The sequence below is a fragment of the Profundibacter sp. genome, assembly GCF_965277155.1.
In the GTDB taxonomy this organism is placed as follows: domain Bacteria; phylum Pseudomonadota; class Alphaproteobacteria; order Rhodobacterales; family Rhodobacteraceae; genus Profundibacter.
In genome coordinates, this window is the sequence record NZ_CBDIBV010000014.1 from 227,534 (window position 1) to 241,127 (window position 13,594).

18 protein-coding genes and 1 pseudogene are annotated in these 13,594 nt (G+C 57.2%); 16 read left to right on the plus strand and 3 right to left on the minus strand.

Features of this window, described 5'->3' with window-relative positions; genetic code table 11:
• Positions 1–10: 10 nt before the first annotated feature.
• Positions 11–1,054 carry an IS5 family transposase gene (locus ACQY4M_RS21990; protein WP_428539227.1) on the minus strand — a complete coding sequence of 348 codons (1,044 nt, stop codon included), beginning with the start codon at positions 1,052–1,054 and terminating at the stop codon, positions 11–13.
• A gap of 88 nt (positions 1,055–1,142) precedes the next feature.
• On the opposite strand from ACQY4M_RS21990, the pseudogene ACQY4M_RS21995 reads away from it, so the two are divergent.
• From ACQY4M_RS21995 to ACQY4M_RS22030, 8 genes and pseudogenes are all read left to right on the plus strand, one after another.
• Positions 1,143–1,517: pseudogene (locus ACQY4M_RS21995) on the plus strand (transposase); the annotation flags it as partial.
• Positions 1,518–1,544: 27 nt separating this feature from the next.
• Positions 1,545–1,892, plus strand: a complete 348-nt coding sequence (locus ACQY4M_RS22000) for a hypothetical protein (protein WP_428548841.1) — start codon at positions 1,545–1,547, stop codon at positions 1,890–1,892.
• 21 nt (positions 1,893–1,913) lie between these two features.
• Positions 1,914–2,309, plus strand: coding sequence for a DUF1924 domain-containing protein (locus tag ACQY4M_RS22005; RefSeq protein ID WP_428548844.1), 396 nt, complete (start codon positions 1,914–1,916; stop codon positions 2,307–2,309).
• 15 nt (positions 2,310–2,324) lie between these two features.
• On the plus strand, positions 2,325–2,801 hold the full coding sequence (locus ACQY4M_RS22010; RefSeq protein ID WP_428548847.1) for a diheme cytochrome c: 477 nt from the start codon (positions 2,325–2,327) through the stop codon (positions 2,799–2,801).
• Positions 2,802–2,849: 48 nt separating this feature from the next.
• Complete coding sequence (trmB, locus tag ACQY4M_RS22015) at positions 2,850–3,566, plus strand: tRNA (guanosine(46)-N7)-methyltransferase TrmB (RefSeq protein ID WP_428548850.1); 717 nt, start codon at positions 2,850–2,852, stop codon at positions 3,564–3,566.
• A 124-nt stretch (positions 3,567–3,690) separates the two neighbouring features.
• Complete coding sequence (aroA, locus tag ACQY4M_RS22020) at positions 3,691–5,040, plus strand: 3-phosphoshikimate 1-carboxyvinyltransferase (protein WP_428549056.1); 1,350 nt, start codon at positions 3,691–3,693, stop codon at positions 5,038–5,040.
• A 10-nt stretch (positions 5,041–5,050) separates the two neighbouring features.
• Positions 5,051–5,563 carry a hypothetical protein gene (locus tag ACQY4M_RS22025; protein ID WP_428548853.1) on the plus strand — a complete coding sequence of 171 codons (513 nt, stop codon included), beginning with the start codon at positions 5,051–5,053 and terminating at the stop codon, positions 5,561–5,563.
• A complete protein-coding gene (locus ACQY4M_RS22030; protein WP_428548856.1) occupies positions 5,560–5,967 on the plus strand; it encodes a GFA family protein in 408 nt (135 codons plus the stop codon). Before ACQY4M_RS22025 ends, ACQY4M_RS22030 begins: the two co-directional genes overlap by 4 nt.
• A gap of 36 nt (positions 5,968–6,003) precedes the next feature.
• On the opposite strand, the gene ACQY4M_RS22035 is transcribed toward ACQY4M_RS22030, so the two are convergent.
• Positions 6,004–6,558: a hypothetical protein gene (locus tag ACQY4M_RS22035; protein WP_428548859.1), complete on the minus strand. Its 555-nt coding sequence runs from the start codon at positions 6,556–6,558 to the stop codon at positions 6,004–6,006.
• Between ACQY4M_RS22035 and ACQY4M_RS22040 the strand changes: the two genes are divergently transcribed.
• Positions 6,535–6,918 carry a hypothetical protein gene (locus ACQY4M_RS22040; RefSeq protein WP_428548862.1) on the plus strand — a complete coding sequence of 128 codons (384 nt, stop codon included), beginning with the start codon at positions 6,535–6,537 and terminating at the stop codon, positions 6,916–6,918. The two genes, ACQY4M_RS22035 and ACQY4M_RS22040, sit on opposite strands and share 24 nt — an antisense overlap.
• On the opposite strand, the gene ACQY4M_RS22045 is transcribed toward ACQY4M_RS22040, so the two are convergent.
• Complete coding sequence (locus tag ACQY4M_RS22045; RefSeq protein ID WP_428548865.1) at positions 6,893–7,630, minus strand: hypothetical protein; 738 nt, start codon at positions 7,628–7,630, stop codon at positions 6,893–6,895. The two genes, ACQY4M_RS22040 and ACQY4M_RS22045, sit on opposite strands and share 26 nt — an antisense overlap.
• Before the next feature lie 85 nt (positions 7,631–7,715).
• Between ACQY4M_RS22045 and ACQY4M_RS22050 the strand changes: the two genes are divergently transcribed.
• From ACQY4M_RS22050 to trpB, 7 genes are all read left to right on the plus strand, one after another.
• The gene (locus ACQY4M_RS22050; protein ID WP_428548868.1) at positions 7,716–8,339 is read left to right on the plus strand and encodes a (d)CMP kinase; all 624 of its coding nucleotides are present in this window, start codon (positions 7,716–7,718) and stop codon (positions 8,337–8,339) included.
• Positions 8,336–8,689, plus strand: coding sequence for a hypothetical protein (locus ACQY4M_RS22055; protein WP_428548871.1), 354 nt, complete (start codon positions 8,336–8,338; stop codon positions 8,687–8,689). Before ACQY4M_RS22050 ends, ACQY4M_RS22055 begins: the two co-directional genes overlap by 4 nt.
• A gap of 246 nt (positions 8,690–8,935) precedes the next feature.
• Positions 8,936–10,621, plus strand: coding sequence for a 30S ribosomal protein S1 (gene rpsA, locus ACQY4M_RS22060; protein ID WP_428548874.1), 1,686 nt, complete (start codon positions 8,936–8,938; stop codon positions 10,619–10,621).
• Between the two features lie 301 nt (positions 10,622–10,922).
• A complete protein-coding gene (gene ihfB / locus ACQY4M_RS22065) occupies positions 10,923–11,204 on the plus strand; it encodes an integration host factor subunit beta (protein ID WP_118941714.1) in 282 nt (93 codons plus the stop codon).
• A 15-nt stretch (positions 11,205–11,219) separates the two neighbouring features.
• Positions 11,220–11,570, plus strand: coding sequence for a LapA family protein (locus tag ACQY4M_RS22070; RefSeq protein ID WP_428548877.1), 351 nt, complete (start codon positions 11,220–11,222; stop codon positions 11,568–11,570).
• 18 nt (positions 11,571–11,588) lie between these two features.
• Positions 11,589–12,242: a phosphoribosylanthranilate isomerase gene (locus ACQY4M_RS22075; RefSeq protein ID WP_428548880.1), complete on the plus strand. Its 654-nt coding sequence runs from the start codon at positions 11,589–11,591 to the stop codon at positions 12,240–12,242.
• Entirely contained in the window at positions 12,239–13,468 is a 1,230-nt protein-coding gene (gene trpB, locus ACQY4M_RS22080; RefSeq protein ID WP_428548883.1) for a tryptophan synthase subunit beta, read from the plus strand. The genes ACQY4M_RS22075 and trpB overlap by 4 nt, the downstream gene beginning before the upstream one ends.
• Positions 13,469–13,594 lie beyond the last annotated feature (126 nt).

A 13,594-nucleotide genomic window follows, 5' to 3' on the forward strand; every position in this document is an offset into this window, starting at 1 on the left:
CCATGAACCCTTATCCCGGCGCCGCCAGGCCGCATTCGAACTGGACGAAGCGCTTCATGTTGTAGACCAGGTTCATCATCCCGATGCGAAATCGCGCCCGCTTCAGGCCGATGGAGCGGATCAGCTTGCCGCCCATGGAGCGCTCCTGAAAAGCGAATACATGCTCGACCCGGACCCGCACTTTCGAGCGCCTCCGGTTGGCCTTTTGCTGGCGCTCGCCAAGCGGCTTGCCGCGCCTGCCCTTGTGATGGATATGGCTGTGAAGCCCCCGCTCTTCCAGCTCGCTTTCGATCTTTTGCGAGCGATAGGCGCTGTCGGCCCACAGGTCCGATGAGGTGTTGCTCGCATCAATCAGACCGGCAAGCGCCTGGCTGTCATGCACGGCGGCATCGGTGACATCATAAGCGCGGATGAATTTGTGCCGCCGGTCGACATTGATGTGGTTCTTGTAGCCGTAATAGCTCTTGCCGTGCTTCTTCGTCCAGCGCGCATCCACGTCCTTCTGGCGCTTCTTGTGGGGTTTTTCCTCCCACTCTTCAGGCGTTTCGCCCGCCTTGATTTTCTCGTTCTCGTCCCTTTTGTTGTGCTGGCGCGGCGCCGGAACGATGCTCGCATCAACAATCTGCCCGCCCATCGCCAGATAGCCCTTTTCGCGCAGAAAGGCATCGAACTTGTCAAACAGCTCCTTCATCTTCCCGGCCCCGGCCAGCCTTTCACGGTAGGCCCAGATGGTCTTGGCGTCAGGTACGCTGTCTTCAATGCCAAGGCCGAGAAACCGCATGAACGACAGGCGGTCGCGGATCTGATACTCGATCTGATCGTCAGAGAGGTTGTAGAGCTGCTGCAAAACCATCGTCTTGAATATCAGCACCTCATCCCAAGGCGGGCGGCCAGCGTTGGATTTGCGCTGTTCGGGCGGCGTGCGCCATATGGCCTTCAGCTCGTCCCGGTAATCCTCGAACGGCACCATGTCGTTGAGCAACACCAGCGGATCACCAGATTTGTCCAGTCCCGCGTATCGGCTGGAAAGATCAAAAAATCCCATCTGACCCATGACAAAACCCCGTCGGTCGAATCATTTTCATCCTGATGACGATTCTACCCCGTCAGGCCGGATTTTGGGGGATTTTTAGAGGTTCCCAGAAGATTACCGCGACATGATCTACGCCAAAACACCCGAGGAAATCGCCACCCGCCGCAAGGCATTTCTGCGAAAATGGCGGCTGAAATGCAAGGCCGTCGCTGACAGCTTGGAAGAAGCAGGAGATAAGCTTTTCACCTTCACGCGTCTGCCACAAGGCCAGTGGAAATCGGCCAGAACGACAAATGCGATCGAACGCCTGAACGAGGAATTCCGCCGCCGCATCAAGACCCAGACCGTGCTGCCATGCGCCGAGACCGTGCCGATGCTGCTTTGGGCTCTGATGGCCTCGGGGCAGATCGTCATGCGAAAGGTCGATGGCTGGGAAACGCTCGCTCAGCCCGTCGCCGACGCAACCCTTGACCAAGCCGCCTGACCGGCGCATAACTCAACCCGCTCGGAGGTGCCTGAAATCAATTTCCACCACTTTCGAGACACAACCACCGCTACGCTAGAAGATCACTATGGCGAGGATGCTTCGCTTGACGATGAAAGCACGGCCGAAATCCGCGACTGGCTGATGGCAAATGCCGCGGAAACGGCGGACACACGGGCGGCCAATGTGTTTCGGCTGAATCCGGCAAGGGGTATCAATTCGCTGACCGACACGTCGTTTTGGCGTGCGCGGCACCGTGGCCTGTCGGATGCGATATTCAAAAGCAAAGCTGTTCGGGCACGCTCGAATTGCGTGGCTTGTCATGAAGATGCCGAGAGCGGTTGGTTCAACCCGTTCCAAGTTGAAATTCCGTAAGAAAGAGTAAGGAGTAATAGAATGAAAATTATCTATCTGGCCCTGTCAGGTTTGCTGTTGGCGACAAGCGCCACAGCAGGGGATACCACGCCACAGAAGCTGATTGCGGGTTTTGCTGCACAGGCGGGATCAACCCCCTCTGCCACACGCGGCAAAGCATTTTTTACCGGCAAACATACTGGCGGCAAACCGGAAACACCCAGTTGCCTGACCTGCCATACCAGCAATCTGAAAGGCATCGGTCACACCCGCGCGGGCAAGGAAATAGCACCAATGGCCCATTCGGCCAATCCGCAGCGATTCACTGACAGTGCCAAAGTGGCGAAATGGTTCCGCCGCAATTGCAAAACCGTAACCGGCCGCGAATGTAGTGCTGCTCAAAAGGCCGATATTCTGGCCTATCTTTCAAGCATTTAAGGAAAGGATGCCACTATGAGACTTTGGAAAAATACGGCAGGGATATTATGTGCGGGGCTGTCTTTTGTGGCTTTGGTCGCGGCGGCGCAAGGGGCGGCGGCCGAATCCGGACGTAAGGCGTTCGAGCGGGAATGCTCGGATTGCCACATGGCCTTTCCGGCGCAGCTGATGCCCAAACGGTCGTGGCATCTGATCACTTCGACACTGGACAACCATTTTGGTGAAGATGCCTCTCTTGATCCGGATGTTACCAAGAAGATTCAGGCGTATCTCGAGGCCAACGCCGCCGATACCGGCGGGCGCACACGGGGCGCTTTGCGCGGGATCAAGGACAGTGAAACGCCAGTGCGGATTACCGAAATGCCGTGGTGGGTTGGGATCCATAAATATGAGGTGCGCCCCAGTGCCTTTAAAGACCCGCGGGTGCGCAGCAAATCGAATTGCATGGCCTGTCACCGAGGGGCAAAACGCGGGAATTATGACGACGATTAAACCAATGCGGGCTTGACCTTGGGGCGGCGTTTGGCAACAAGCCGCCTCATGACACAGGAAAAACAAACACCCAAGCGCCCGCATCGCAATTTCTATGGCCGTTTGAAGGGCAAGGCGCTGCGCGATAGCCAGAAAGTGTATCTGGACGAGGATCTGGCCAGACTATCGCCCGGCGCTGTGGGGTGGGATGAAAACCCCGATCGTGTGCCGCTGGATTTGAAGGCGCTGTTTGGCGGCCGGCCGGTGTGGCTTGAGGTCGGGTTTGGCGGCGGCGAGCATATGGTGCATCAGGCCGTCCAGAACCCCGATGTCGGGATTATCGGTTGCGAGCCGTATATCAACGGGGTGGCGATGCTACTGGGCAAAATCCGCGAGGCCGGAGTGGATAACGTGGCGGTGCATCCCGGAGATGTGCGCGATCTGTTCGATGTGCTGCCCGATGGGTCCATTGATCGGGCGTTTTTACTGTATCCCGACCCGTGGCCAAAGGCGCGCCACCATCGCCGCCGGTTTGTCACACCAGAACATCTGGACCCCTTGGCGCAGGTGTTGAAAAGGGGGGCTATTTTCCGTGTGGCGACAGATATTCCCGATTATGTGCGCCAGACGATGGAGCAGATGATGGCGCGGGATGATTTTGAATGGCTGGCCGAAGGGCCGGACGATTGGCGCAAGCCCTGGGGGGACTGGATTTCCACCCGCTATGAAAAGAAGGCGCTGCGTGAAGGCAGGGTGCCCCATTATATGACGTTTCGGAAATTGTGAGGGCGCGAAAAAGAGATTTCATGCCTGCGGCGCGGATATTTATGGAACGATAATGGGGAGGGCATGGTGCAGGCAATTGGCTTGGGTTATGCAGGGGGAAATGAATATTGACGAGGAAACTGCGATGTCAGGTCATGGTGAAGCAACCCCGATGAAATCCCGCAAATGCGGTGCGCTAACGGGTGTGGCCGAGGTGCCGGGCGACAAGTCGATCTCGCACCGGGCACTGATTTTGGGGGCGCTGGCGGTGGGCGAGACAGGGATCACCGGATTGCTGGAAGGCGACGATGTGCTGGATACGGCACGGGCGATGCGCGCCTTTGGCGCGGATGTGATCGAACATGGCGGCGGCGAGTGGTCTGTGTTCGGCGTCGGGGTTGGTGGCTTTGCCGAGCCGGATGATGTGATTGATTGCGGTAATTCCGGCACCGGTGTTCGCTTGATCATGGGGGCGATGGCGACATCTCCGATTACAGCGACATTCACGGGAGATGCGAGCTTGCGCAGCCGTCCGATGGGGCGGATTACGGGGCCGGCCGGGTTGTTCGGGGCGCAGGCCTATGGCCGCATTGGTGGCCGGTTGCCGATGACCATTGTCGGGGCGGTCGATCCGGTGCCGGTGCGCTATGAAATGGAAGTGCCCTCGGCGCAGGTGAAATCAGCGGTGTTGTTGGCGGGGCTGAATGCGCCGGGACAAACCGTGGTAATCGAGCACGAGGCAACGCGGGATCATACCGAGCGGATGCTGGCGGGGTTTGGTGCGGATATATCCATCGAGGAAACCGAAGCGAGCCGCGTGATCACCTTGACTGGTCAGCCGGAATTGCAGGCGCAGGATATTGTGGTGCCGCGCGATCCGTCTTCGGCGGCGTTTCCGGTCTGTGCGGCACTGATTGTTGAGGGCTCGGACATATTGGTGCCCGGGATCGGCTTGAACCCGACGCGCAACGGGTTGTTCACCACGCTGCGGGAAATGGGCGCGGACCTGACTTATGAGAATGAACGCATCGAGGGCGGCGAGCCGGTGGCCGATCTGCGGGTGCGCTATTCGCCTGATATGGTGGGGATCACGGTACCGCCGGAACGTGCGGCCAGCATGATTGACGAATACCCGATCCTGTCGGTGGTGGCGGCCAATGCAACGGGCGCGACGGTGATGCGCGGGGTCAAGGAATTGCGGGTCAAGGAATGCGACCGAATTGACGCCATGGCGCGGGGACTGCAGGCCAACGGGGTGATGATCGAGGAATCCGAGGATATGCTGACGGTGACGGGGCAGGGAACCGGATCGGTTAAAGGTGGCGGGATGTGCAAGACCCATCTGGACCACCGGATTGCGATGAGTTTCATGGTGCTGGGCATGGCCAGCCAGCAGCCGGTTTCGATAGATGATGGCGCGCCGATCACCACCAGTTTCCCGATATTTGTGCCATTGATGACCAAACTGGGGGCGCGGCTGGAGCGCAGTAATTAGGAGAACACAGATGCGCCTGACTTTCTGGATGATATTCGCGGTGATGATGGGTGTCTATCTGGTGATGGTGTTGTGGTCTTTGCCATTGATCATGGCGGATGCGGGCGGATTGCCAGCGTTTGATTTGCGCCCGACGGGATATTCCTTTGACGAAGCACAGGCGTTTCTGACTGCACTGTCGCCGGAGGGGCGTGCGTTTTATCTGGACGTGCAGCAATGGCTGGATACGGCCTATCCGGCGTTGCTGGGGGTCACATTGGTGATGGCCTTCGGTTTTTTGTTTCGCGGGGCGTTACGCCGGGTTGCGATTGTGTTTGCGCTGGCGGGCACTGTGTTTGATTATCTGGAAAACGCGGCTGTGGCGGTGATGTTACGGGCGGGGCTGGAAGGGATAACGCCGGATATGGCGGCAACGGCCAGCCGCTGGACATTGTTGAAGTCCGGTGCGGTGACAGTGGCGATGCTGGCACTGATCGCGGGGCTGGCAATGCTGGTTTGGCGCAAGGTCGGGAGGAAGACATGAAAACAGGTGGATGTTTATGCGGGGCGGTGACCTATGTGGTGTGCGGGCCTTTGCGTCCGGTGGTGGCCTGCCATTGCACCCAGTGCCGCAAGAGCAGCGGGCATCATGTGGCGGCGACCTCGTGCCATCGGGATGATATCGAGATCACGGGCAAGGTGACATGGTATCAATCCTCGGATACGGCGCGGCGCGGGTTTTGCGGCACCTGTGGCAGCAACCTGTTTTGGGACGGGCCGGGGGTGAACCTGTCGATATTCGCGGGCACGCTGGACGGGCCGACGGGGATAAAGATGGCGGGGCATATTTTCTGTGCCGACAAGGGGGATTATTACGAGTTGGGGGATGATCTGCCCAAGGCGGATGCGGGTGATCCGGCGCTGACCACTATGGTTCACAAAGAGTAATGCCTATTTGATGAACGATCATATGCAAGAGCAGGGTTATTTTCCGGTGATGGCGCGGCCGATTTCGCGGTATTTATCCAGAACCGATGCGGGCAGGTTGCGCGCGCCGATTTCCCAGTCACCGTCGATACCCCCTGCCCAAGTATAGCCGATCAGGGCCGCGATATCGCCGCGGTTTTGGGCATAGGCGTAATAGGCGCGCGCCACAGCTGCCATGTCGTTTTCACCTAGTCCCGCACGGGTGTGGAAAGGTGTGTGGTGCGTGTCCATCACCATAACCAGCGCCTGATCCGGCCCTAACATGGCAGCGGCGCGGTTCAGGTAGGTGGTGTAACGCGGCTCGGTTGCGGGATCGGCCACAGTGTAAGCGTTGAATCCCCAATACTGGATGTTACGGGGGATTTGGGCGGGGCCATTCGGGGAATAGGCCTCGATCACCATGATCGGGGTTTCGGGATACAGGGTGCGCAGGGTTTGGGCGGCCTGTTCAAGATCGGCATGGGGCAGGTGGCGGTGGATTGGTTCGTCTGCAAGGTAAAAGACCAGATCGCGGGGCGGGACGCCGCTGTGCTTGATGGCCTGTTGCAGCATTGGCAACAGGGCATTGGGTTGGGTATTTGGCTGAAGCTGCCCATTCTGTTCGCTGAAAAAGACCGGCTCGATGTAAAGCAGCGGGGTGAAATGGCGGGCGGATTGGCGCAGCCTTTGGGCGGTGGTCTGCGTGTTTTGGGCAATGCAGACCTGATTGAGGTTGGTAAAACCGGCAACTTCGTCGGTGTAATCGGTTTTTACGATATCATCATGCGGATCATCCAGACCGCAATTCACAGCGGCAAAACCGAAATATTCAAGCGGCGTGTCACTATAGGCCGGCAGGCCGGTGGCAAGAAGTATCGCGAATATGATGGCGGGGTTTATCAGGCTTCTACTCCTCTTCCGCGTTCATGTTGAGCCATATTCTGGCATAGGCTTCGCCCATGCATTCCTCGTAATCTATGGTGTTGGCCCAGTGGGGAATGACGGTTTGGATGTTGCAGCTGGTTTCGGCCAGATCAATCTGCAACCGATGCTGGCGTTCCAGTAGGCTGTAGTAACGGTGGCTGGTGGTGCTGTCGTTGATGAAATCGGTAGAGTCAGGGATGGCCTGCAATTTGGCTATATATAAAATGAAAGTCGCAATTTCCCAGTACTTCCGACCCAGAGAAACGATTTCGGCGCATTCGATATAGTTGATACCGCAGGATATGTCGGTGTTATGGCTGGTGGGGATGCTGTTGCGCTCGATGTTGCTGGCGATTTTTTCGATGCAGGAATTTTCGGGAACCTCGCGAACATCAACCTCTTCCAGATGGCCCAGCATCTCGCAGCGTTCAAGCGTGGCGATGTTCAGGCGATCGGCAGGGAAACCGGCATTATTGAAAGCCGTCACGCAGCCCTCGACGTTGGCTGTTTGGCAGGTGTCCAGCGCATATGCAATTTCGCGGCGCAGGGTGTAGCTGGCGGTAAGGATACCTTGGCACTTGCGATAAAGGTTTTCGGGCGGGGTGTTGATACAGGCCTCAAACTGTTTTTGCAGATCGAAAGCAAACGGAGTGAGCTGGGTATCGGCACGCGGCGCTGTGGCGGCCAGACAAAGGGTGAGGATCATCAGGATACGGGTCATAATGCACTACTTTTTCAAAACTGCTTTTTCTTGGGGGCATTGGGGAATAGAAAGGGGGAAATGTCCAGAGCAGGGATGACAAGCAATGAGTTTCACAGTGGCAATCGACGGGCCGGCGGCCTCGGGCAAGGGGACGATTTCGCGGGCGGTGGCGGATCATTTTGGCTTTGCCCATCTGGACACGGGGCTGTTGTATCGGGCCGTGGGGCGCAAGGTGCTGGACGGGGTAGATCCGGTTCAGGCCGCAAAGGCATTACAGGCCGAAGATTTGCAAGGCGATGAATTGCGCACCTCCAAAGTGGCGCAAGCGGCCAGCAAGGTGGCGGTGATCCCCGAGGTGCGGCAGGCACTGCTGGATTTCCAACATGCCTTTGCGCTGCGTAACGGCGGTGCTGTGCTGGACGGGCGCGATATTGGCACGGTGATTTGTCCCGAGGCACAGGTGAAGCTGTTTGTCACAGCCAGTGACGAGGTGCGGGCCGAGCGGCGGTATCTGGAATTGTCGGGCAAAGGGCAGGATGTAACCCGCGACGGGGTGCTGGAAGATTTGCGGGCACGGGATGCACGGGATCGCGAGCGGGAAGCGGCACCGATGGTGGCGGCAAAGGATGCGGTGGTGTTAGATACCAGCGAAATGTCGATTGACGAGGCGGTGGCCAAGGCAGTTAGGGTGATTGATGGGCGGCTTTCAGAGGACTCACTGTCATGAATTCCGACTTGGGGATCAGTGAAATTGTTGTCCGTCGCGGCGGCGGCTGGGTGGACGGGGCGCGCGCCTACAAGATCGTAATCGACGGGATAATCGCTGGCAAGGTATCTAAAAACGGAACATTGCGGTTAAAAGTTCCGGCTGGCGAACATGAGGTGATCGCACGGGTGGACTGGTGTGGCTCGCAACCGGTTCAATTGTCTCTGAAACCCGGCGAGGTGGTCGAACTGGGTGTCGTGAATGGATACGGACTGTGGAAACTTGCGCTGGGTGTGACGTTCATTTTGCCGGGGATTTACATGTTTACGGTCGGGGCCAATCGATACCTGAAACTGGGGCTGATCGGCTGAGGCGGTTTTCGGCTGGCGAAACTTGCCGGTGGCCCTTGCGTTACAGGCGTTCCCGCCCTATATAGCGCGGGTCGAAGGGCCGTCAGAGCCATAGCACATGATACGAGCAGGGTCGGGATTAACCTCCGGCCCTTTAGTATTATGTGGTTTTGTGTTGGGGCATCCCGATTCGACCAACGTCAACCTGAAAGACCGGCGGAGCCAACCGCACGGCCAGTAACATAAACGTAAGGAAACCGAGACCACATGGCTCACTCAGCATCTATGGAGGACTTCGAAGCCCTCTTGAACGAAAGCTTCGAAATTGACACACCCAAAGAAGGGTCTGTCGTAAAAGGCAAAGTTATCGCAATCGAAAGCGGTCAGGCCATCATCGACGTAGGCTATAAAATGGAAGGCCGCGTCGACATTAAAGAATTCGCAAATCCCGGTGAAGAACCCGAAATCGCAGTTGGCGACGAGGTAGAAGTATTTCTGCGTCAGGTCGAGAACTCCAAGGGCGAGGCTGTTCTCAGCCACGAAATGGCCCGTCGCGAGGCCGCCTGGGATCGTCTGGAAAAAGCATACGCTGACGAAGAACGCGTTGATGGTGCCATCTTTGGCCGCGTCAAAGGCGGCTTTACTGTTGATCTGGGCGGCGCTGTTGCGTTCCTGCCAGGATCGCAAGTTGACGTGCGCCCCGTGCGTGACGCTGGCCCTCTGATGGGTCTGAAGCAGCCGTTCCAGATTTTGAAAATGGACCGTCGCCGTGGCAACATCGTTGTATCGCGTCGTGCTATCCTTGAAGAATCCCGTGCCGAACAGCGTGCCGAAGTTATCGGCAAACTGGCCGAAGGGGATACCATCGAAGGTGTGGTCAAGAACATCACCGAATACGGTGCGTTTGTTGATTTGGGCGGTGTTGACGGGCTGTTGCACGTCACCGACATGGCGTGGCGTCGTGTGAACCACCCGTCCGAAATCCTGTCGATCGGTGAAACGATCAATGTTCAGGTGATCAAGATCAATAAGGAAACCCACCGTATCAGCCTTGGCCTGAAACAGCTGCAGGATGATCCCTGGTCGCTGGTCGAAGCCAAATTCCCGCTGGAATCTGTGCACACTGGTCGCGTGACCAACATCACCGACTACGGCGCATTTGTTGAACTGGAGCCGGGCGTTGAAGGTCTGGTTCACGTTTCGGAAATGTCCTGGACCAAAAAGAACGTCCATCCGGGCAAGATCGTTTCCACTTCGCAAGAAGTCGAAGTCATGGTTCTGGAAATCGACAGCGCCAAGCGCCGCGTTTCCCTGGGCCTGAAACAGACCCAGCGCAACCCGTGGGAAGTGTTTGCAGAAACACACCCCGCCGGCACCGAAGTCGAAGGCGAAGTCAAGAACATCACCGAATTCGGTCTGTTCATTGGTCTGGACGGCGACATCGACGGCATGGTTCACCTGTCGGATCTGACATGGGAAGGCCGTGGCGAAGACGTGATTGGCGACTACCACAAAAACGACGTGGTCAAAGCGGTTGTCACTGAAGTTGACGTTGAAAAAGAACGCATTTCCCTGTCGATCAAAGCACTGGACGGTGATCCGTTCGAAGGTGCGACCGATGGCGTGAAACGCGGTTCGATCATCACTGTCGAAGTCACCTCGATCGAGGATGGTGGCATCGAAGTGACATACGAAGGCATGAAATCCTTCATCCGTCGTTCCGACCTGTCGCGCGATCGTGCCGAGCAGCGCCCCGAGCGCTTCCAGGTTGGCGACAAGATCGACGTTCGCGTCACCAACATCGACGCCAAGACCCGCCGTTTGGGTCTGTCGATCAAAGCACGCGAGATCGCCGAAGAGAAAGAGGCCGTGGCACAATACGGTTCCTCCGACTCGGGCGCGTCATTGGGTGACATTCTGGGCGCAGCCCTGAAGGGTGACGAAGAAGAATAAACCCGCTTAGGGTAACAAAATTTGGGCGGCCCTGTGTCAAGCGGGGCCGCCTTTTTCGTGCGAATCGGCAGTTGCTTGCAAATGGCGGCGGGCGCCATAATGCGGGTGGCAAATGCGAAAAATGGCCTTCCGCGACGTAATATCGCTCTAAATCAGCGCATTAGCCTGAAAATTTCTGCTGATTGCCCCTGCAATTTGTTTCTCAAATGAAAAATTACCGCTTATAGTCGGTGGGATAGTCGCGCATCAGCTGCCTTTGCAAAGCTATCTGCAAAAACTTTATTCTCGGGGGACGGAACGGATGATCAGATCAGAGTTGGTTCAGAAAATTGCGGATGAAAATCCACATCTTTATCAACGGGACGTCGAGCGCATCGTCAACACCATCTTCGAAGAAATAATCGACGCGATGGCTGCGGGAAACCGTGTTGAACTGCGTGGTTTCGGCGCCTTTTCGGTGAAAAAGCGCGACGCGCGGATCGGTCGCAATCCACGCACCGGCGAATCCGTTAAGGTCGAGGAAAAACATGTGCCGTTCTTCAAGACCGGCAAACTGTTGCGGGACCGTCTGAACGGTAAATAATCGGGGTTAGTTCCCATGCGTTACATTCGATATGCTTTTATTCTGGCCCTTGCGGTCTGTTTGCTGACGATTGCGATGGCCAATCGCGCATCGGTCACACTGCATCTGCTGCCCGAAGAACTGGCAGGGTTCGCCCTGCTGCCCAATACACTGGAATTGCCGCTGTTCGTGATCATTTTCCTTGGGATCGTCGCCGGTCTGCTGATCGGCTTTGTCTGGGAGTGGTTCCGCGAACACAGAATTCGTTCCGAGGCCGTTCGTGCGCAACGTGATGTCAAAAAGCTTGAGCGCGAAGTGGTGCGTTTGAAGGGTGACAAGGCGGATGACAAGGATGAAATCCTAGCCCTGCTTGAGAAGAGCGCCTGAAGGCGTTAAACGCCCTTTATGGCACATGAAACAAAAGTCAAAATTTGCGGGCTAAGCACGCCGCACCATGTAGCAACGGCTGTTGCAGCTGGGGCAGGGTATTTGGGGTTCGTATTTTTCCCGAAATCACCGCGCAATGTCAGCATAGCGCAGGCCCGCGATCTGGCCGTCGATGTGCCGATCGGTGTGGCCAAAGTAGCGTTGGTGGTGAATGCGGATAATGCCACGCTGGATGCCATTCTGGAGGCTGTGCCGCTGGATATGTTGCAGTTGCATGGCGCCGAATCTGTTGAACGGGTGGCCGAGGTAAAACAGCGCTACGGGTTGCCGGTGATGAAGGCTGTGGGCGTGGCGGACGAAGGCGACTTGAAAGCGCTGGATGAATACGGGCTGGTGGCTGATCAGTTGCTGGTGGATGCAAAGCCACCCAGGGGCGCGGATCTGCCTGGCGGCAATGGTTTGGCGTTTGACTGGCGTTTGATTACGAACCGGCGCTGGTTTTCGCCGTGGATGCTTGCCGGTGGGTTAACCCCTGCAAATGTGGCCGAAGCGGTGCGCCTGACGGGCGCGCGGCAAGTGGATGTTTCCTCGGGCGTGGAAAGCGCGCCGGGGGTAAAGGATGAAGAATTGATCGCAGGCTTTATCAGGGCCGCGCAGGGAGAAGCAGGATGAACGACCGGATAAACAGCTACAAAACAGGCCCCGATGAAAATGGCCGCTTTGGCAATTTTGGCGGGCGGTTCGTATCGGAAACCCTGATGCCGCTGATCCTGTCACTGGAAGAGCAATACGAGCGCGCCAAAACGGACGACAGTTTCTGGGCGGAGATGAACGATCTGTGGACCCATTACGTTGGCCGCCCCAGCCCGCTGTATTTCGCCGAACGGCTGACCGAACATCTGGGCGGAGCCAAGATTTATCTGAAACGGGATGAATTGAACCACACGGGCGCGCACAAGATCAACAATGTGCTGGGCCAGATCATTCTGGCACGCCGCATGGGCAAAACGCGCATCATCGCCGAAACCGGCGCGGGGCAGCACGGGGTGGCAACGGCTACGGTTTGCGCCAAATTCGGGCTGAAATGCGTGGTCTATATGGGGGCGCACGATGTTGAACGTCAGGCGCCCAATGTGTTCCGTATGCGCCTGCTGGGGGCCGAGGTTGTGGCTGTAACATCCGGCCGTGGCACGCTGAAGGACGCGATGAATGACGCGATGCGTGACTGGGTAACCAATGTGGACGACACATTCTATTGCATCGGCACGGTGGCCGGTCCGCACCCGTATCCGGCGATGGTGCGTGATTTTCAGGCAATAATCGGCAAAGAGGCCAAAGAACAGATGCAAGCCGCCGAGGGGCGTTTGCCTGATACGCTGGTGGCGGCTATCGGTGGTGGCTCGAACGCGATGGGGCTGTTTTTCCCGTTTCTGGATGACGACAGCGTCAACATCATCGGGGTCGAGGCCGGTGGTAAGGGTGTGAATGCCAAGATGGAGCATTGCGCGTCGCTGACCGGTGGCCGGCCCGGTGTGCTGCACGGTAACCGCACCTATTTGTTACAGGACGATGACGGGCAAATTCTGGAAGGGTTCTCGATCTCGGCCGGTCTGGATTACCCCGGTATCGGTCCCGAACACAGCTGGCTGCACGACATTGGCCGCGCGCAATATGTATCGATCACTGATGTCGAGGCGCTGGAGGCATTCCAGCTGAGTTGCGAGCTGGAAGGTATTATTCCGGCACTGGAACCCAGCCATGCGCTGGCCCACGTGATGAAAATTGCACCGACTTTGCCAAAGGATCACCTGATATGCATGAACATGTGTGGCCGTGGCGACAAGGATATTTTCACCGTGGCCAAGGCGCTGGGCGTGGATATGGATACCGGGGCATAACTGCTCTATGATGTGCTAAACTTTGGTTTACTGCATGAAAGAATGGGCTGTATAAACCCGCGGTCAATTTTTATTGCCTCATTCCGGCCTATATACCATGGCAGAGGAAGGATGCGGGGGTATTCC